This is a genomic window from Micromonospora endolithica, from assembly GCF_003626595.1.
In the GTDB taxonomy this organism is placed as follows: Bacteria; Actinomycetota; Actinomycetes; order Mycobacteriales; family Micromonosporaceae; genus Micromonospora; species Micromonospora endolithica.
In genome coordinates this window covers 157,692-174,495 of sequence record NZ_RBAK01000011.1, presented here as the reverse complement: position 1 = coordinate 174,495, position 16,804 = coordinate 157,692, and the positions used below count along the sequence as shown (strand labels likewise).

The 16,804-nt window shown below is 75.3% G+C and carries 14 protein-coding genes; 6 read left to right on the top strand and 8 right to left on the bottom strand.

The window, feature by feature from the left end:
* Positions 1 to 53: 53 nt before the first annotated feature.
* Complete coding sequence (locus D7223_RS24635; protein WP_120730807.1) at positions 54 to 632, top strand: response regulator transcription factor; 579 nt, start codon at positions 54 to 56, stop codon at positions 630 to 632.
* 17 nt (positions 633 to 649) lie between these two features.
* Here the strand turns inward: D7223_RS24635 and D7223_RS24630 are convergent, their stop codons facing one another.
* From D7223_RS24630 to lanKC, 4 genes are all read right to left on the bottom strand, one after another.
* Positions 650 to 2,425, bottom strand: coding sequence for an ATP-binding cassette domain-containing protein (locus tag D7223_RS24630; RefSeq protein WP_120730806.1), 1,776 nt, complete (start codon positions 2,423 to 2,425; stop codon positions 650 to 652).
* Positions 2,422 to 4,149 (bottom strand): ATP-binding cassette domain-containing protein, encoded by a 1,728-nt coding sequence (locus D7223_RS24625; protein WP_120730805.1) that lies wholly within the window; start codon positions 4,147 to 4,149, stop codon positions 2,422 to 2,424. Before D7223_RS24625 ends, D7223_RS24630 begins: the two co-directional genes overlap by 4 nt.
* Positions 4,150 to 4,221: 72 nt before the next feature.
* Positions 4,222 to 4,341, bottom strand: a complete 120-nt coding sequence (locus D7223_RS24620) for a SapB/AmfS family lanthipeptide (RefSeq protein WP_013734295.1) — start codon at positions 4,339 to 4,341, stop codon at positions 4,222 to 4,224.
* Positions 4,342 to 4,347: 6 nt separating this feature from the next.
* Positions 4,348 to 6,951 (bottom strand): class III lanthionine synthetase LanKC, encoded by a 2,604-nt coding sequence (gene lanKC, locus D7223_RS24615; RefSeq protein WP_238162190.1) that lies wholly within the window; start codon positions 6,949 to 6,951, stop codon positions 4,348 to 4,350.
* A gap of 226 nt (positions 6,952 to 7,177) precedes the next feature.
* Between lanKC and D7223_RS24610 the strand changes: the two genes are divergently transcribed.
* On the top strand, positions 7,178 to 8,104 hold the full coding sequence (locus tag D7223_RS24610; protein ID WP_120730855.1) for a diacylglycerol kinase family protein: 927 nt from the start codon (positions 7,178 to 7,180) through the stop codon (positions 8,102 to 8,104).
* Positions 8,105 to 8,129: 25 nt separating this feature from the next.
* Here D7223_RS24610 and D7223_RS24605 read toward each other — a convergent pair whose 3' ends face one another.
* On the bottom strand, positions 8,130 to 8,906 hold the full coding sequence (locus D7223_RS24605; RefSeq protein ID WP_120730854.1) for an HAD family hydrolase: 777 nt from the start codon (positions 8,904 to 8,906) through the stop codon (positions 8,130 to 8,132).
* A gap of 86 nt (positions 8,907 to 8,992) precedes the next feature.
* Between D7223_RS24605 and D7223_RS24600 the strand changes: the two genes are divergently transcribed.
* Both D7223_RS24600 and D7223_RS24595 read left to right on the top strand, forming a co-directional pair.
* Entirely contained in the window at positions 8,993 to 11,788 is a 2,796-nt protein-coding gene (locus D7223_RS24600) for a DEAD/DEAH box helicase (RefSeq protein WP_120730803.1), read from the top strand.
* Between the two features lie 166 nt (positions 11,789 to 11,954).
* Complete coding sequence (locus tag D7223_RS24595) at positions 11,955 to 12,842, top strand: MHYT domain-containing protein (RefSeq protein ID WP_120730802.1); 888 nt, start codon at positions 11,955 to 11,957, stop codon at positions 12,840 to 12,842.
* A 111-nt stretch (positions 12,843 to 12,953) separates the two neighbouring features.
* Here D7223_RS24595 and D7223_RS24590 read toward each other — a convergent pair whose 3' ends face one another.
* Positions 12,954 to 13,874 (bottom strand): 5'-3' exonuclease, encoded by a 921-nt coding sequence (locus D7223_RS24590; protein WP_120730801.1) that lies wholly within the window; start codon positions 13,872 to 13,874, stop codon positions 12,954 to 12,956.
* A 62-nt stretch (positions 13,875 to 13,936) separates the two neighbouring features.
* Complete coding sequence (locus D7223_RS24585) at positions 13,937 to 14,161, bottom strand: hypothetical protein (protein ID WP_120730800.1); 225 nt, start codon at positions 14,159 to 14,161, stop codon at positions 13,937 to 13,939.
* 169 nt (positions 14,162 to 14,330) lie between these two features.
* Between D7223_RS24585 and D7223_RS24580 the strand changes: the two genes are divergently transcribed.
* Entirely contained in the window at positions 14,331 to 15,440 is a 1,110-nt protein-coding gene (locus D7223_RS24580) for a M24 family metallopeptidase (protein ID WP_120730799.1), read from the top strand.
* A 19-nt stretch (positions 15,441 to 15,459) separates the two neighbouring features.
* On the opposite strand, the gene D7223_RS24575 is transcribed toward D7223_RS24580, so the two are convergent.
* Positions 15,460 to 16,485, bottom strand: coding sequence for an alpha/beta fold hydrolase (locus D7223_RS24575; RefSeq protein ID WP_147252521.1), 1,026 nt, complete (start codon positions 16,483 to 16,485; stop codon positions 15,460 to 15,462).
* Between the two features lie 135 nt (positions 16,486 to 16,620).
* Here D7223_RS24575 and D7223_RS24570 point away from each other — a divergent pair, with 135 nt between their 5' ends.
* A complete protein-coding gene (locus D7223_RS24570; RefSeq protein WP_120730797.1) occupies positions 16,621 to 16,800 on the top strand; it encodes a hypothetical protein in 180 nt (59 codons plus the stop codon).
* The last annotated feature ends 4 nt before the right edge of the window (positions 16,801 to 16,804 follow it).

Genomic DNA, 16,804 nt, shown 5'->3' with positions numbered 1-16,804 from the left:
TGGTTGAATGCTGACGATCCTCGATCCCTCAGTCGACGTCTGGGAGCCCCCCGGTGATCCGTACCCTGCTCGCTCTCGACGGAGCCCTGGTCCGGGGCGCGCTGTCGCTCGTCCTCGCCGCCGAGGACGACATCACCGTGGTCGCGGAGCTGGACCACGGTGACGCCCTCGCCCCGGCGGTACGGGCAGGACGTCCCGACGTGGCGGTCGTCGACCTCGAACTCGTCGCCGGCACCGACGCGGCGGCGCACTGCCCGCTGCTGGTACTCGCCGACCGCCGCCGGGCCGGGCACCTGCACCGGCTTCTCCGTCCGGGCCGGACCGTCGGCATCCTCGGCCGGGACGTCCCCCCGCAAAGGGTGGTGGACGGGATCCGCCGGCTGGCCCGTCGGGCGTCGCTGGTCGACGCGGAGGTGGTGCTGGCGGCGCTGACCCGGGACAGTCCGTTGACCTCCCGGGAGACGGAGATCCTCGGCCTGACCGCGGCCGGGGCGCCGGTCACGGAGGTCGCCGGGACGCTCGGACTCGCGCCGGGCACGGTGCGCAACCACCTCGGGCGGATCACCCGCAAGGCGGGCGCGCGGACCCGGGTCGAGGCGGTGCGGGTGGCCCGCGAGGCCGGCTGGATCTGAGGCGGTCCGCCGCCGGTTCAGGGGCCACCCAGCGGTACGCCCGACGGCACCGGCACGTGCTCCCACAGCCCGACGAGCTCGCGGTAGGTGGGCGACCGGGCCAGCAGCTCCTGGTGGGTGCCGAGGACCGGTCCGTCGTCGTCGAACACCAGCACCCGGTCCGCGCGGGTCGCCGAGCTGATCCGGTGCGCCACGACCACCAGGGTGCCGGGCCGACGGCCGAAGGCGTCCTCGACGGTCGCCTCCAACACCGGGTCCAGGTGGCAGGTCGCCTCGTCGAGGATCACCAGCGGGGCCGGCGCGACGTAGGCCCGCACCGCGGCGACGAGCTGCCGCTCACCGGCGGAGAGGGCGCCCGGTTCGATCGCCGCGCCGAGGCCCCCGAGACGGCTCACCAGGGGGCGGGCCCCCAGGGCGTCCACCGCGCGTTCCAGGGCCGCCTCGTCCACGTCGGGACACAGGTAGCGAAGGTTGTCGTCGAGGGAGCCGCTGCGGACGTACCCCTCCTGCGGCACCAGCACCCGCAGCCGGGCCAGCGCGGCCGGCGCGAGGGCGGCGACCGGCGCACCCGCCAGGTGGACCGTGCCGGAGTCCGGCCGCGCCAGCCCGGCGATCAAGGCGGCCAGGGTGGACTTTCCCGCGCCGCTCGGTCCGACCACCGCCAGGTGCTCCCCGGCGGACAGCGCCAGGGTGAGGTCCGCCAGCACCGGCCGGGCGTGCGGGCCGTACCGGAAGGTCACGCCGCGCAGCCGGACCGCGGGCGGGGCGGCGGTGCCGGGTGCGGCGTGGGCGACGGGCGGGGGTGCGGTGCCGGCGGTCGGCCCGGCATCGTCCCCGGGGACCGGGCAGGCGCGCAGGATCCGGTCCAGCGTCACCACGTAGCGCAGCCCCCCGCCGCCGACGCCCACCACGATCGCGTGCAGCGCCGGCTGTAGACCCGTGGTGACGTACACCAGTGCGCCGAGCACCGCACCGGTGCTCATCCCGTTGCGCACCAGCCACGGTACGGCCAGCAGCAGCACCACCACCGGCAGCCAGCCACCCACCCCCAGGCTGAGGCTGCGCAGCGCCGCCATCCGGGCCAGCGTCCGTTCGGTGCGGGCCTGCGCGGTCACCCGTCGACCGACGTCGTCCACGACGCGGTCCTGCGCGCCGCAGGCCACCACGTCCCGGTGCCCACCGAGGGCGGTCGCGGCCGACCGGCCCAGGTCCTCACCGGCCCGCACCTGCGCCCGCTGGTGCGCCACCATCGCCGGCAGGCCGGCGGCGAACACGACGAGGCCGGCCACCAGCGGCACGGCCACCGCGCCGGCCAGCAGAGGCGCCAGCGACAGCAGGCCGAGCAGCGCCGAGCCGGCGGTGAAGAGGAATCCGCGGACCACCATCAGCAGGCCACCGAAGGTGTCCCGGACGACCTCCACCTGGTGCGTCAGGCGGGTCACGGCGGCGCTGTCCGCGCGGCCACCGGGGCGGGTGGCCCCGTCCAGCGCGGCGCGCACGACCCGGGTCGCCAACTCGTCACGGAAGGGCTCCACCACGGCGCCGAGGCCCCGGTAGACCCGCCCGGTGCCGACCGCGCCGACCAGCACGGCCGCGGCGAGTCCGGCCAACCAGGCCAGCCCGGTGCCGAACCGCCCGACCAGGAAACCCTGGTCCACGGCGCGGGCGACGAGCACACCACCGAGCAGCGCCGGGAGGGACTCGACCACCGACCAGCCGGCCAGCCCACCCAGCTCCCGCCGGCGCGCGCGCAGCGCGTTCCAGGTCGTCCGGCGTACGCCCGGGTGGCTCACCGCCGGTCACCGCCGGCGGCGAAGACCGCCCGGTAGGCCGGGTCGGCCCACAGCCACCGGTGCGGTGCCAGGGCGCGCAGCCGCCCTCCGTCCAGCCAGGCGACCAGGTCGGCCGCGGCGGCCGTGGTCGCCCGGTGGGTCACCACCAGCCGGGTACGCCCACCGGCGTGCTCCGTCAACGCCCGTCCGATCCGGTGTTCGGTGGCCGTGTCCAGGCTGGAGGTGGCGTCGTCGAGGACGAGCAGCCGCTCGGCGGGGAACGCGCGAGCCAGCCCGAGCCGCTGCGCCTCACCTCCGGACAGGGGTGCGTCGGCCAGCCGGGTCCGGAAGCCGTCGGGCAGCCGGGCCACGACATCCGCCACCTGCGCCGCCCGCGCCGCCGCCAGCACCGGTGCCGTGGCCGGTGCGTCGTCGTCCGGCGGCCGTGCCGCCACCGCGGGGAGCCCGAGTCCGATCGCGTCGTGCACCGTCTCACCGACCAGCGCCGGCCGGTCGAAGGCGTGACCCACCGCCCGGCGCAGCGCGGCGCGACTCAACCCGCGCAGCGGCACCCCGTCCAGCAGCACCTCGCCGGCGTCCGGCTCATGCAGCCCTCCGGCGACCGCGGCGAGGCTCGACTTGCCGGCGCCGGAGCGCCCGACGACGGCCACCGTGGCACCCGCGGGCACGGTCAGGTCGATGCCGGCCAGGACCGGTCGCCCGTCCTCGGCGGCGACGCCGACCCCGCGCAGCCGCAGTTCCCCGCACCCGGCGGGTAGCGTCTCGTCGCCGTCGGGCCGGGGCGGATGGGCCAGCGGCTCGGCGATCCGGGAAGCCGCCGCCCGGCTGCGGACCAGCCGGTTGAGGGTCGCCAGCACCGCGCCCAGGCCGGCGCCGAGCGCCGCGTACTGCACCGCCGCGACCAGTTCGCCGGGGGTGAGCCATCCGGCGGTCAGCGCGTACCCGCCGACGGCCACCACGGCGACCTGGAGCAGCGGCGCGACGGCGGCGGTGCGGGCGCTCGCCCCGGCGAGCAGCCGCCAGCCGCGGTGGCCGTGCTGCCTCAGTTCCGGCAGGGCCGCCAGTACCCGGTCGCGTTCGGCGTCGACGGTGGCGGCGGCGGCGATGGTGCGGGCGCCGCCGAGCGCCTCCAGCAGCCGGCCGGCGACAAGTCCCAGCACCCGCTGGTAGTCCGCGACCGCGGCGGAGGCGTCGGTGACGAAGGCGCGCATGAGCCCGGCGAGCAGGACCAGCCCGGCGAGCAGCGTGATGCCGAGCAGCGGTTCGAGCAGCGTGAGCGCCACCACGCTGCCGAGCGGGGGCAGCAGCGCGACGACGCCGAACACCACCGCGGTGCCGGCCTGCCCGGCGTCCGCGGTCTGGCCGACGAGCCGCCCGACCAGGTCGCCCACCGGGTACCGGCGGACGGTGCGCACGTCGACCGCGAACAGGTGCCGGAGCAGCCGCCGGCGCAGTCGCGCCGTGGCGCGCACCGCGCCGTACCCGCCGGCCAGGTCACCGAGAATGTCGGTGAGGACGAGGACGGCGACCAGGCCGCAGGCCACCGCCGTCCACGACGCGCCGCCGCCGCCGACGGCGGCGTCCACGGCGAGCCCGAGCGCCGCGGGCAGGGCCAGTTCCGCGACCGCGCCGGTGAGCGCGACCGCGGCGAGCAGGACCGTCCATCCGCCGCCGTCGCGCACCACCCGGCGCAGCAGCCGGTCGGGGCCGTCCAACGTCCGCATCGGTCCTCCCGCAAAGACGTGCGGCCCTGGGCGGATACGTCTATCCGCCCAGGGCCTCGCGTGGTGACCTGGTCAGTTGCAGGTCGTGACGGAGAGCGAGCTGTCGCCGCAGAGCAGCAGGCTCGCCCGGCTACCGCCGCCGGTGCGGTCGGCGGGAGCCATCTCCAGTCCCTGGAGGTCGAGGAGCGCCATGTCGTGTCACCTCCTTCCGTGCTGGTCGGTCGGGTCGGTCACCCTCGCTGACGCGAGGGGGTCTCCGGCGCCCGTCAGGGGCGCGAGGAACGGCAGGGCCACCGGGGTGCCACGCCGCGCGGCGGCCACCGCCAGCAGCACTCCGGCGGCGCCGGTGCCGAGGTCCATGGACAGCCGCAGCAGCTGCTCGCCGGGGAAGGCGGTGCCGTCGGCGTAGGGCAGCGCGTGCCAGGACAGCCGCTCGACCTGGGCGGCCAGTTCCCGCCGCCGGTCGGGGTCGTCCGGGTACGCCGCGAGGTAGGCGATGATCCCGGCCCGCCCGGCGAAGAGACCGGACTGGGCGTAGAACGGGGAGCGGGCGGCGCGGAACACCCCGGCGCTGGCCGCGGCGAACCGCTCGTCGGCGCGGTGCCGCAGGTACTGGTCGAGCACCATCCCGATGCCGACGCTGCCCTGGCCCAGGTAGGGCATCGTGCGCCAGCCCTCGTTGACCTCGAGCGCGCCGTCGGGACGGGTCACACAGCGGCGCAGGTCCTGCCGCAGGGCGGTGGCGGCGTGCTCCAGCAGGGCCGGATCCCCGGTGAGTTCGTACCGCCGGAGCAGCAGCAGCGCCGGTCCGGTCCGGCCGCGCAGCAGCCCGGCGTACGGGTGCCGGCCGCCGCTGACGTCCGGCCCGGGGTCGTCGGCGAGGTGCTCGACGACCCGCTCGGTGGCCTGCCGGGCCGCGTCACGCAGCGCCGGTTCGCCGGTGCGTCCGGCCAGCTCGGTGAGGTTGAGCGCGATCCCGGACAGTCCGCTGGCCAGGCTGTGGTCCAGGTCGGTCCAGGGTTGCCGCAGGCAGATGTCGAGCACGTCGAGGGCGTCCTGCCGCCGGCCGAGCACCTCCAGGGCGTACGCGACTCCGTGCAGGCCGTCGTAGAACCCGCACCGGGTGCCGGACGCGGGGGCCGTGGCCCGCTGGACCAGCCAGCGTTCGTGTTCCGGCCAGCGACCGGCGCCGCCGAGATGCAGGGCGTACAGCACCCCGGCCGCGCCGTGCGCGAGGTTGAGTCCTCCGCTGCGGAACTGTTCGATGTCGCCGGGGAAGAGCCGGTCGTCCCGCCCGGGTGTGGCACTGGCGAGGATCGCCCGGGCGATGCGGTCCGGCTGGACCTGGTCGGCCTGGCCGGCGGGGTCGGTGGCACCGGCCGTGGCGGTGGACGCCGGAGGACCCAGGATCTCCTCGACGGCGGCGTCCAGGAAGGCCCTCGGCACCGGGAAGTTCGCGGCGATCACGTCGGCCAGGTGGGCGGCCTTGGCCGGCGCGAGGCGGACCAGTTGGGTCAGCGGCAGGAACAGCGCCAGCCGCAGGCAGGCCAGGGCGTACCGGTCGACGTCGGGGCCGGTGCGGTCCCGTGGCGCGGCGAAGCCCTGGTTGCGCAGGCCCGGCCGGCGGTGACCGTCGACGGGGGCGGCCACCTCGAAGTCGACCAGGGCGATCCGGTCGTCCGGGCGGACCATGATGTTGAACAGGTGCAGGTCACCGTAGACGAGACCGCGCTGGTGGATCGCGGTGACGACCTCGTCGACCTGCCGGTGGACATCCAGCGCCCACCGGGTGTACGCGGCACGGTCGGCCTCGGTGGCGGCGGCGTCGATCAGCGGGTACCGGTCGACCAGGACCTTGTTCAACGGACGGCCCTCGATGAACTCCAGCGCGAGGAACCGGTGCTCGCCGAGGGTGAACTCGTCGTGCACCCTGGGCACCTGCGGCAGGTCGGCGAGCCGGCGCAACGCCTCGGCCTCGCGGGCCAGTCGGGTGATCGCATCGACGCCGTCGGCGTCCAGGCCCGCGTGCGGCCGGGCCTCCTTGAGCACGACCGGGGTGTCGGTCCGGACGTCGCGGCCCACGTAGAGGCCGCCGCCGTTGGAGAAGTGGATGACCTTCTCGATTCGGTACGGCACCTCGTCGGTGCTGGTCGCGTTGCGGGCGGCCAGGTGCGGACCGAGGAACTCCGGCAGGGTCACCCAGGAGGGCACGTGGAAGACGGGATCCCGGCGATCGGGCACCAGCGTGCCCGTCTCGTCCTCGATCGCCGGCACCACCTGCCCGTCGGGGGAGTGGCAGTAGCGGGCGGCGAAACCGCCGTAGCGCACGTACACCGGGCCGGTCCCGTGGCGCAGGTCGCTGAGGATGTACGGACCGGGCTCGCCGCGCAGCAACTCGTCGAGTTCCTTGCAGGTCACCTCCAGTTCCGCCTCGTCGCGGGGGTAGACGGTGAGGAACTTCCCGCTGGCCGCCCGCGCGGCGTACTTGGAGTTGCGCAGCAACAGGGTGCGCGGGCCGCGCAGGAACTTGAAGGACAGCCCCCGGGGGACGCAGTAGTCCCAGACCTTGTCCAGCACCCGTTCGGCGTTGGCCGGGGTCGCCGCCACGTGGATCTTCCAGCCCTGCTGGGGCAGGGTGCCGGCGTCGGGCGCGTAGATGAGCCAGTCGTCGAGCGGCTCGCTGCGCCAGCCCTCGGGGACGGGCCGCCGGGCGGCGGTGAAGGTGGGCTGCTCGACCGCGCTGCCGAGCGAGTCGTAGAACAGTCGATCGGCGGCGCAGTAGCTGTCGTAGCGCTCCTCCACCGTGACCACCCCTCCGCTGTTCGGCTGACCTCGCGGTCCTGCTGACGGATCTGAGTCTGTCCGTTCGGGGCATGGTGCTTCCAGTGCATTCAGTCATGTGTGTGGATGCGCGCCGCACGGTCGGCCGTGACAAATGTCAGTGGTGTCGCCCCGGTGCCGGCTGCCCGGTCCGCCCGCCGGCGACTACCGGGACGGGGCGCGCCCGGCCCTGGTCGGTGGCGGTACGGTGCTCGCCGTGACCGCAGCCGATCACCTCCCTGCCGGACCCGTCGCCGTGCTGGCCAACCCGACCGCCGGGCGGGGCGTCCACCGGGGCCTGCTGCCCCCGCTGCTGGACCGGCTGGCCGTCGCCGGCCGGCCGGTGCGGCTCCTGGAGGCCGGCACCGCCGCCGAGGCCGAGGCGGCCTGCCGGGCGGCGGTCACCGAGGGGATCGGGGCGCTGGTCACCGTCGGCGGCGACGGCACCGTGCACCGCGCCCTTCAGGCGGTCGCCGGCACGACGGTGCCGTTCGGACCGGTGCCCGCCGGCACCGGCAACGACTTCGCCCTCGACACCGGCTACCCGGCGGACCCGCTCGCCGCGGTGGACCTGATCACGGCGGCCCTGCTCCAGGGGCGCACCCGACCGGTCGACCTGGCGCGGGTGGACGGCGCCGACGGCGCGCGGCGCTGGTACGGCGCGGTGCTCGCCGCCGGCTTCGACGCGATCGTCAACGAGCGGGCCAACCGGATGCGCTGGCCACGCGGTCCCCGCCGGTACGACCTGGCGATCCTCGCGGAGCTGGCCCGGTTGCGGCCGCGCCGGTACACGCTGCGCCTGGACGGGGTGACCCACGAACTCGACGCGGTGCTGGTCGCGGTGGGCAACGGGGCCTGCTACGGGGGCCGGATGCGGATCTGTCCGGCCGCCGACCTGACCGACGGGCTGCTGGACGTGGTGGTCGGCGGCCGGTTCGACCGGCGCACCCTGATGCGGGTCAAGCCGCGCATCTACGCCGGCACCCACGTCGCGCACCCACTGGTGCGCACCTACCGGGCCCGCACGGTCGAGCTGGCCGCCGAGGGCATCACCACCTACGCCGACGGTGAGCGGGCCCTCGACCTGCCGGTGACGATCACCGCCGTCCCGGCCGCCGTGCGCCTCCTGCGCTGACGGCGAGCTGGCCGCCCGGCGGGGGTCAGCGTTCCTTGACGCCGGCCAGGTCGAGGGCGCCGCCGAGGCCGTTGGCGACGCCCGCGTCGGCCGCCGGCAGCACCAGCACCGCGCAGCCGGCGGCGACCGCGCCCGCGTCGGCCGGCGTGTCGCCCACCATCAGCGTCCGCTCCGGCTCCACACCGATCATCGCGCAGGCGCGCAGGAAGATCCCCGGGTCCGGCTTGCAGCGCCCCACCTCGTACGACAGCACGAACGCGTCGACCAGGTCGGCCAGCCCCCAGGCGGCGAACAGGGGCCGGATGTCGAAGCCGATGTTGCTCACCACCGCCACCCGCACCCCGGCCTCGCGCAGCGCGGCGAGCGTCGGCGCGGTGTCCGGGTACGGCACCCAACCCTCGGGGACCAGCAGCCGGTCGTAGAGCGCCTCGGCGAAACCGTCGATGCCGGCGTCCACGGTCTCGGCCAGACCGGTGTACGCGCCCCGGTGGGCGTGCGGGTAGAGGTCCCGGTCGGCCCACAGCTCGGCCAGCCGGGGCGGCACCCGGGCCGGCAGCGGCCCACCCGCCCGGCCGGCGGTGAGCAGCCGGTCGGCCAGCGCGGTCGCCCGGGCCCGTTCCACCTCGACCCCGCACGCCGCCGCCGCGGCGGTCACCCAGGCGCGCGGGTCCTCCACCTGGGCGAGGGTGCCGTGGAAGTCGAAGAGCACGCCCGCCACGGGCCGGCGAGTGGCCCCCGCACCGGCGACGACGTCGGCGCCGCCGGGGGCGGGTGTCTGGGTCGGTTCGGTAGGGTCCGGCACGTCGTGCACCCTACCGACCGCCCCGGACGGCCGGTCCGGACGGCCTTGCCGGGTGCCCCGCGACGGCACGCACTAACCTTGGTCACATGTCGAGCCCCGCCGAGCGGTACGCCGCGGCGCGCCGCCGGGCCGCGCAGGCCTCCCAGTTTCCGGCGCTGGACGAGTTCGCCCTGGACCTGGGGTTCGACCTCGACGACTTCCAGCGGGAGGCGTGCCAGGCCCTGGAGCGGGGCAGCGGCGTGCTGGTGTGCGCCCCGACCGGCGCCGGCAAGACCGTGGTCGGCGAGTTCGCCGTACACCTGGCGTTGCGGGGCGCCCCGGCGGCGCCGGCGCCCGCCGACGGTGCCCCGGCGGTCCGGCGCAAGTGTTTCTACACCACGCCGATCAAGGCGCTGTCCAACCAGAAGTACCACGACCTGGTCCAACGGTACGGCGCGGCGCACGTCGGGCTGCTCACCGGCGACAACGCCATCAACGGCGACGCGCCCGTGGTGGTGATGACCACCGAGGTGCTGCGCAACATGCTCTATGCCGGGTCGGCCACCCTGGAGGGCCTGGCGTACGTGGTGATGGACGAGGTGCACTACCTCGCCGACCGGTTCCGCGGCGGGGTCTGGGAAGAGGTGATCATCCACCTGCCCGCCTCGGTCACCCTGGTCTCGCTGTCGGCCACCGTCTCCAACGCCGAGGAGTTCGCCGACTGGCTGGTCACCGTGCGCGGCGAGACGACGGTGGTGGTCAGCGAGCACCGGCCGGTGCCGCTGTGGCAGCACATGCTGGTCGGCAAGCGGATGTTCGACCTGTTCCACGACGCCGACGCGGCCCGCAAGCACGACGTGCACCCGGAGCTGCTGCGCTACACCCGGGACACGGTGCGCCGCCTGGAGCTGGGCGAGGGGCGCAGCGCCGGCCCCGGCGGGGGCCGGCGGGGGCCGCGCTGGCGCGGGCCGATGCGCCCGGACATCGTCGACCGGCTCGACCGCGAGGGTCTGCTGCCGGCGATCCTGTTCATCTTCAGCCGGGCCGGCTGCGCCGCCGCCGTGCAGCAGTGCCTCGCCGCCGGGCTCCGGCTCACCTCACCGGAGGAACGGGCCGAGATCCGGCGGGTGGTCGAGTCGCGGGTGACCGCGATCCCCGGCGAGGACCTGTCGGTGCTGGGCTACTGGGAGTGGCTCGACGGGCTGGAGCGCGGCCTGGCCGCGCACCACGCCGGCATGCTGCCGGTGTTCAAGGAGGTCGTCGAGGAGCTGTTCGTCCGCGGCCTGGTCAAGGCGGTCTTCGCCACCGAGACCCTGGCGCTGGGCATCAACATGCCGGCCCGCTGCGTGGTGCTGGAACGGCTGGTCAAGTACAACGGCGAGGCGCACGTCGACCTGACGCCGGGGGAGTACACCCAGCTCACCGGCCGCGCCGGCCGGCGGGGCATCGACGTGGAGGGGCACGCCGTGGTGGTGTGGTCCCCGGAGACCGACCCCCGGCACGTGGCGGGTCTCGCCTCCACCCGGACCTATCCGTTGCGGTCCAGCTTCCGCCCGTCGTACAACATGGCGGTCAACCTGGTCGGCTCGGTCGGCGCGGAGCCGGCCCGCGCGCTGCTGGAGTCCTCGTTCGCGCAGTTCCAGGCCGACCGGTCGGTGGTCGGCCTGGCCCGGCAGGTGCAGCGCAACACCGAGACCATCGAGGCGTACGGCGTCGAGGCGGCCTGCCACCACGGCGACTTCGACGAGTACTTCGCGCTGCGGGTGGCCATCGCCGACCGGGAGCGGGCCATCGCCCGGCAGGGGCAGCACCAGCGCAAGGCGGCGGCGGTGGCGTCGCTGGAGCGGCTGCGGGTCGGCGACGTGATCCGGGTGCCGTCCGGCCGGCGGGCCGGACTCGCCGTGGTGCTCGACCCGGCCACCGGCGGCTTCGGTGAACCCCGCCCGCTGGTGCTCACCCAGGACCGGTGGGCCGGCCGGGTCACCCCCGGCGACTTCACCACGCCCGCCGAGGTGCTCGCCCGGATCCGCGTGCCCAAGCACTTCAACCACCGTTCCCCGGCCGCCCGCCGGGACCTGGCCGCCGAGGTCAGCGGCACCGGCCTGGACCGGCACGGCGGTCGCCGGGGCGGCCGGTCCCGGCAGTCCACCGGCGAGGACCACCAGCTCAGCCAGTTCCGCGCCGAACTGCGCCGGCACCCCTGCCACGCCTGCCCGGACCGGGAGGAACACGCCCGCTGGGCCGAGCGTCGCCGCCGGCTGGAGAAGGACACCGAGGAACTCCGGCAGCGGGTGGCCGGGCGGACCGGCTCGCTGGCCCGTACCTTCGACCGGATCGTCGCGCTGCTCACCGCACGCGGCTACCTCGGGGCCGACGGCACGGTGACCGACGCCGGCCGGATGCTCGGCCGGATCTGGACCGAGGCGGACCTGCTGGTCGCCGAGTGCCTGCGCCGGGGCGTCTGGAACGGGTTGTCCCCGGCGGAGCTGGCGGCGGCGGTGTCGGTGGTCGTCTTCGAGGCGCGGCGGGACGTCGACGAGCGGGCGTCGCTGCCGCGGGGCGGGGTGGCCGACGCGGTCGACGCCACGTTCAAGCTGTGGAGCGAGATCGAGGCCGACGAGGCGGCGCGCGGGCTGACCGTCACCCGCGAGCCGGACCTGGGGTTCGCCTGGCCGGTCTACCGGTGGGCGCGGGGTGAGGCGCTGGCCAAGGTGCTCGGCAGCGGCCACGAGATCGACGGCGAGATGCCGGCGGGCGACTTCGTCCGCTGGGCGCGACAGGTCGTCGACCTGCTCGGCCAGCTCGCCGACTCCGGCGGTGCCTCGGCGGAGCTGCGCGCCACCGCACGGCAGGCGATAGCGGCCGTCAACCGGGGCGTGCTGTCCTACCACACCCCCGCCTGATAATCACTTTCGGTCACCGGCGCTCGGAAATCGACGCATCACACGGTCACCGCGACGCCACCGGCCGAAATGCCCGGGGGGCGGTGTTGCGCCTGGTCAGAGGGTCCCCGATCATGTCTGCGGCGCGGTGTTACGCGCCAGTACCTTGTCTGGGGGGACGACCGCCGTGGCGGAGATCAATCACTTCGAGTACGGGTGGATCACGCCCGCGCTGAGTTACGCGCTGTCGGTGCTGGGCTCGTGCCTGGGCCTGGTCTGCGCCGGCCGGATCCGCACCGCGCAGACGCCGGGGCAGCGCGCGCTGTGGGGCACGCTCGCGGCCCTGGCGCTCGGCGGCACCGCGATCTGGACCATGCACTTCATGGCGATGCTGGGCTTCGCCGTGGACGGCACCCGCATCCGGTACGACGTGCCGGTCACCGTGGCCAGCGCGGCCTTCGCGATCGGCGCGGTCGGGATCGGCCTGGCCATCGTCGGCACCGGCCGGGTGTCGGTGCCGCGCATCGCCGTCGGTGGCCTGTTCACCGGCGCCGGGGTGGCCGCGATGCACTACACCGGCATGGCGGCGATGCGGCTGAACGGCAGCCTCCGCTACGACCAGACCCGGGTGATCCTGTCGGTCGTGATCGCGGTGGTCGCCGCCACGGTGGCGCTCTGGCTCGCGGTGACCGTCCGGCGCGGACTGGCGATCTTCGCCTCGGCGCTGGTCATGGGCATCGCGGTCAACGGCATGCACTTCACCGGGATGAGCGCGCTGTCGGTGCACCTGCACGAGCAGCGCGGCGAGGTCACCGGCGCCGAGGTCAGCACCCTGCTGGTGCCGATCATCCTGGCGGTGATCTTCGTGGTGGTCGGCCTGGTGTACGCGCTGCTCGCCGCCCCGACCGACGAGGACCGGGCCGCCGCCGCCTACCTGGACGGCCGGCGGATCGATCCCCCGGAGGAGCCGATGTCGCCGGCGCCACCGGCGGCGGACCCGGTCGGGCTGCGGGCACGGTCGACGTTCGGCGCCGGCACCCCGTTCCCGTCCCGCCGGGACACCCCGCCCCGCTGACCGGGCGCGTCCGCCTCGCCCGGAGGCCGTCCCGGCACAATCATCCTGACGTCAGTGAGGTCGGGGTGACAGGTCGCTCCTGACACCCCGACGTCATCGGAGTCGAGTGGATCAATTGCGCAGGGCCAGGGCGTCGACCAGTCGGCGGGCCGAGCCGGCCAGGTTCCACTCGGCGGCCAACTCCAGCAGCCGGTCCGGGTCGGCCGGTGCCACCGGCAACGCGGTGGGCAGGTCCGGCAGCGGCACGTCCAGGGCCACCCGGACGACCTTCGGGGCGACCGCCAGGTAGTCCCGCGCGGCGGCCAGCTTGGCCCGCAGCCCCGGGGCGAAGGCGGAGCCCGGATCGTCCAGCGCGGCGAGGACACCGGCGATGTCGCCGTAGCGCTCGATCAGCCGGGCGGCGGTCTTCTCGCCGACCCCGGCCACCCCGGGCAGGCCGTCGCTGGGGTCGCCGCGCAGGGCGGCGAAGTCGGCGTAGCGGTCGGCCGGCACGCCGTAGCGGGCGCGCACCGCGGCGTCGTCGCAGTCGTCCAGCTTGGCCACCCCGCGCCCCACGTAGAGCAGGCGGACCGGCCGGGTGTCGTCGACCAGCTGGAACAGGTCGCGGTCGCCGGAGACCACCTCGACCGGCCCGGGTTGGGTCACCGCGAGGGTGCCGAGCACGTCGTCGGCCTCGTAACCGGTCGCACCGACGGCGGTGATGCCGACGGCGTCCAGAACCTCCAGGATGACCGGCACCTGCGGGCTCAGCGTGTCCGGTACGACCTCGCCGCCCTCCGGGGCGACCCGGTGCGCCTTGTACGACGGAAGCAGCGCCACCCGCCAGTCGGGCCGCCAGTCGTGGTCCATCGCGCAGACCATCCGGTCGGGCCGGCGGGTGCGGATGAGCTGGGCCAGCATGTCCAGGAAACCGCGCACCGCGTTGACCGGGCTGCCGTCGGTCGCCTTGGCGGCCGACTCGGGGATGCCGAAGTAGGCCCGGAAGTAGAGGCTGGGCGCGTCGATGAGCAGGATCGGGGGTCGGTGTGCCACGTCCGACAGCCTGGCACACGGCACCGACGAACACGGGCCGGCGGGCCTGATCGGGGTGGCGCTCAGCGGGGCTGGTCGTCGGCGTACAGGGACTCGCGGCGGGCCAGGTACTGCACGCCGTAGCTGGCCAGCAGCAGCACGATCGCGAGGGTCACCTCGATCCACGCGGCGACGCCGTCGGCGACGGTCAGCCCGACGACCAGCAGGACCAGCCCGGCCAGGGCCAGGATCCCGGACCAGAGCAGCCACCGCCGTGCCGGCGTGCGGTTGCGGTCCTCTGCGGCCACCTGGTCGGTCCTTCCGGGCGTGGCCGGCCACCGTGGCGGGCCCAGGGTCGGGCCCTCGGCGTCGACGAGCCCACGGTCAGGCTAGCCGCGGCGGCACCGCCCCGGCGGTGGAACGCGGACACGTGTCGACGGGGCGGGTCCGCCGCCGGACCACCGTTACGCTGTTCGGGTGGGAGACGAGGCGCTGTACCCGGCGCGACGGCTGGCCGTGGCGCAGCGGGCGACCGCCGCCGCCGGCCTGGACGCGCTGCTGCTCACCCCCGGATCGGACCTGCGCTACCTGACCGGCTACGACGCGCACGAAGGGGAACGGCTGACCTGCCTGGTGCTGCCCGCCGAGGGTGAGCCGACGCTGATCGTGCCCACCCTGGAACGGCCGGCGGCCGAGGCGGCGCCGGACACCGGCGTACGCGTCGTCGACCACGCCGACGGCACCGACCCGTACCCCCTGGTGGTGGCCGCCCTCGGCGGGCCGGTCGCGGCGGTCGGGCTGGCCGACCGGATGTGGGCCGAGCAGGTCCTCGCGCTGCGGGCGGCGCTGCCCGGCGTCGCGCAGCGGCTCGCCTCCGAGGTCCTGCGGGAGCTGCGGATCCGCAAGTCCCCGGCGGAGGTCGCGGCGCTCGCCGAGGCGGGCGCGGCGATCGACGCGGTGCACCGGCGGATGGGGCAGTGGCTGCGGCCGGGACGGACCGAGGCGGAGGTGGCCGCCGACATCGCCACGGCGATCCGCGCGGCCGGCCACGTCCGGGTCGACTTCGTCATCGTGGCGGCCGGCCCGAACGGCGCGAGCCCGCACCACGGCACCTCGGACCGGCCGATCGGGGCGGGCGAGCCGGTGGTGGTGGACATCGGGGGCACCATGGCGTCGGGCTACCGCTCGGACTGCACCCGCACCTACACCGTCGGTGGGCCGGCACCGGCGGAGTTCGCCGACTACTACGCGGTGCTGCACGAGGCGCAGCGCGCGGCCGTGGCGGCGATCCGACCCGGCGTGTCGGCCGAGGCGGTCGACGCGGTCGCCCGGGACGTCATCGCCGACGCCGGGTACGGCGACGCGTTCCTGCACCGCACCGGCCACGGCATCGGGCTGGACGGCCACGAGGAGCCGTACGTCGTGGCGGGCAACCGGCGGCCGCTGGAGGCGGGGATGGCGTTCTCCGTCGAGCCCGGCATCTATCTCGCCGGTCGGCACGGCGCCCGCATCGAGGACATCGTGGTCTGCGCGACGCGGGGAGTCCAGCGGCTCAACACCACCCCCACGGAGCTGATCGCGCTCTGAGGGCGGCCGGGGCGGCGGGTCAGCCCCCGGGTGGGACGTCCAGTGCGGCGAGCCGGTCGAGCAGGTTGTCGAGGGCGGGATGCTCGGGCACCAGCGCCGTGACGGCGGCACCCAGGGCCCGTCCGGCACCCAGGTGGCGATAGGCCACGAGCACCCGGGTCAGGCCGATCAGCTCCACCCGGACGACCGGGTTGCGCGGTAGCTGCGCCTGCACCGCGGGGGGCAGCATGGCGTACACCTGCTGGCGAAAAGCCGGGTCGTACATCCCCGGCACGGCCAGCAGCAGGTCGACGAGTTCGCCCGACCCGTCCGCCGGGGCCGGCGGCGGTGGCCGGCCCGGGCCGGCCGGCGCACCGGCGCCGTCGGCGGCGCGCAGCGCGAGCAGGGCGTGCCGCAGCACCACGTACGACCGGTGCCGCGGCGAGTCGGGCTGGATCACCGTGGAGTGGTCGCCGGGGACCACCCCGGCCTCGGGCCACACGCTGCGGGCCGAGACGGGGGTGACCACCCGGTCGCTCTCTCCGGCGTAGACCAGCAACCGCACGGGTGGGTCGGGCACCGCGACGAGCCGGTGCAGGACCACCCGCTGCGCGTCCAGGACCGCCGTGTGGAACGGTCGTAGCTCCGCCTCCTGCGGGTTGCCGCCCAGCAGCAGCCGGCGTACCGGCAGGCCGAGGTCCGAGCCGGCGTTCGGGCAGGCGTACATGACCACCAGCCGGATGCGGGCGAGTTCGTCGCTGTTCTCCGCGAGCATCCGGGCCAGCGCGCGTTGGATCACCAGCCCGCCCTGACTGTGCGAGACCAGCACCAGCCGCGCGGAGTCGGCGAGGTCGTGGGCGAGGTAGGTGCGCAGGCTGTCGGCCACCACGTCGATGGTGGGAGCGCGGCGCAGCGGATGGACCCGGACCAGCGGCGACTCGTACCCGAAGGGGTACGGCTCGACGTCGGGGAGGTCCTCGTCGGCGCGGAGCAGGTCGGCGAACCGCGACCAGACGGCCGGCGAGGAGAGGAAACCGTGCACGAACACCACCGCGGTCCCGGTCACGGCCGCCACGCTAGCACCGCCGCGCGACCCGGCCGGTCCCGTCGGCGGCGCCCCCACCGGGCCCGCCACGCCACGTCCTCTCTTCCGTCGCGCACGGGCGCGGAAACGGCTGTGGACTGTGGATAATGGTTCCCCGTGAATCAACCGTACGCTGTCGACGTCGACTCCGAACTCGTCGACCTCGCGGGTGTGTCGCTGGACCACCTTCCCGACTATGACCAGGAGATTCTCGGTCCGATCATGAATCGGCTGCTGCGCCGTGTCGAGGATCCCGAGAGCATCACCAGTGGTTACAATCCGCAACGACTTGACTGACGTG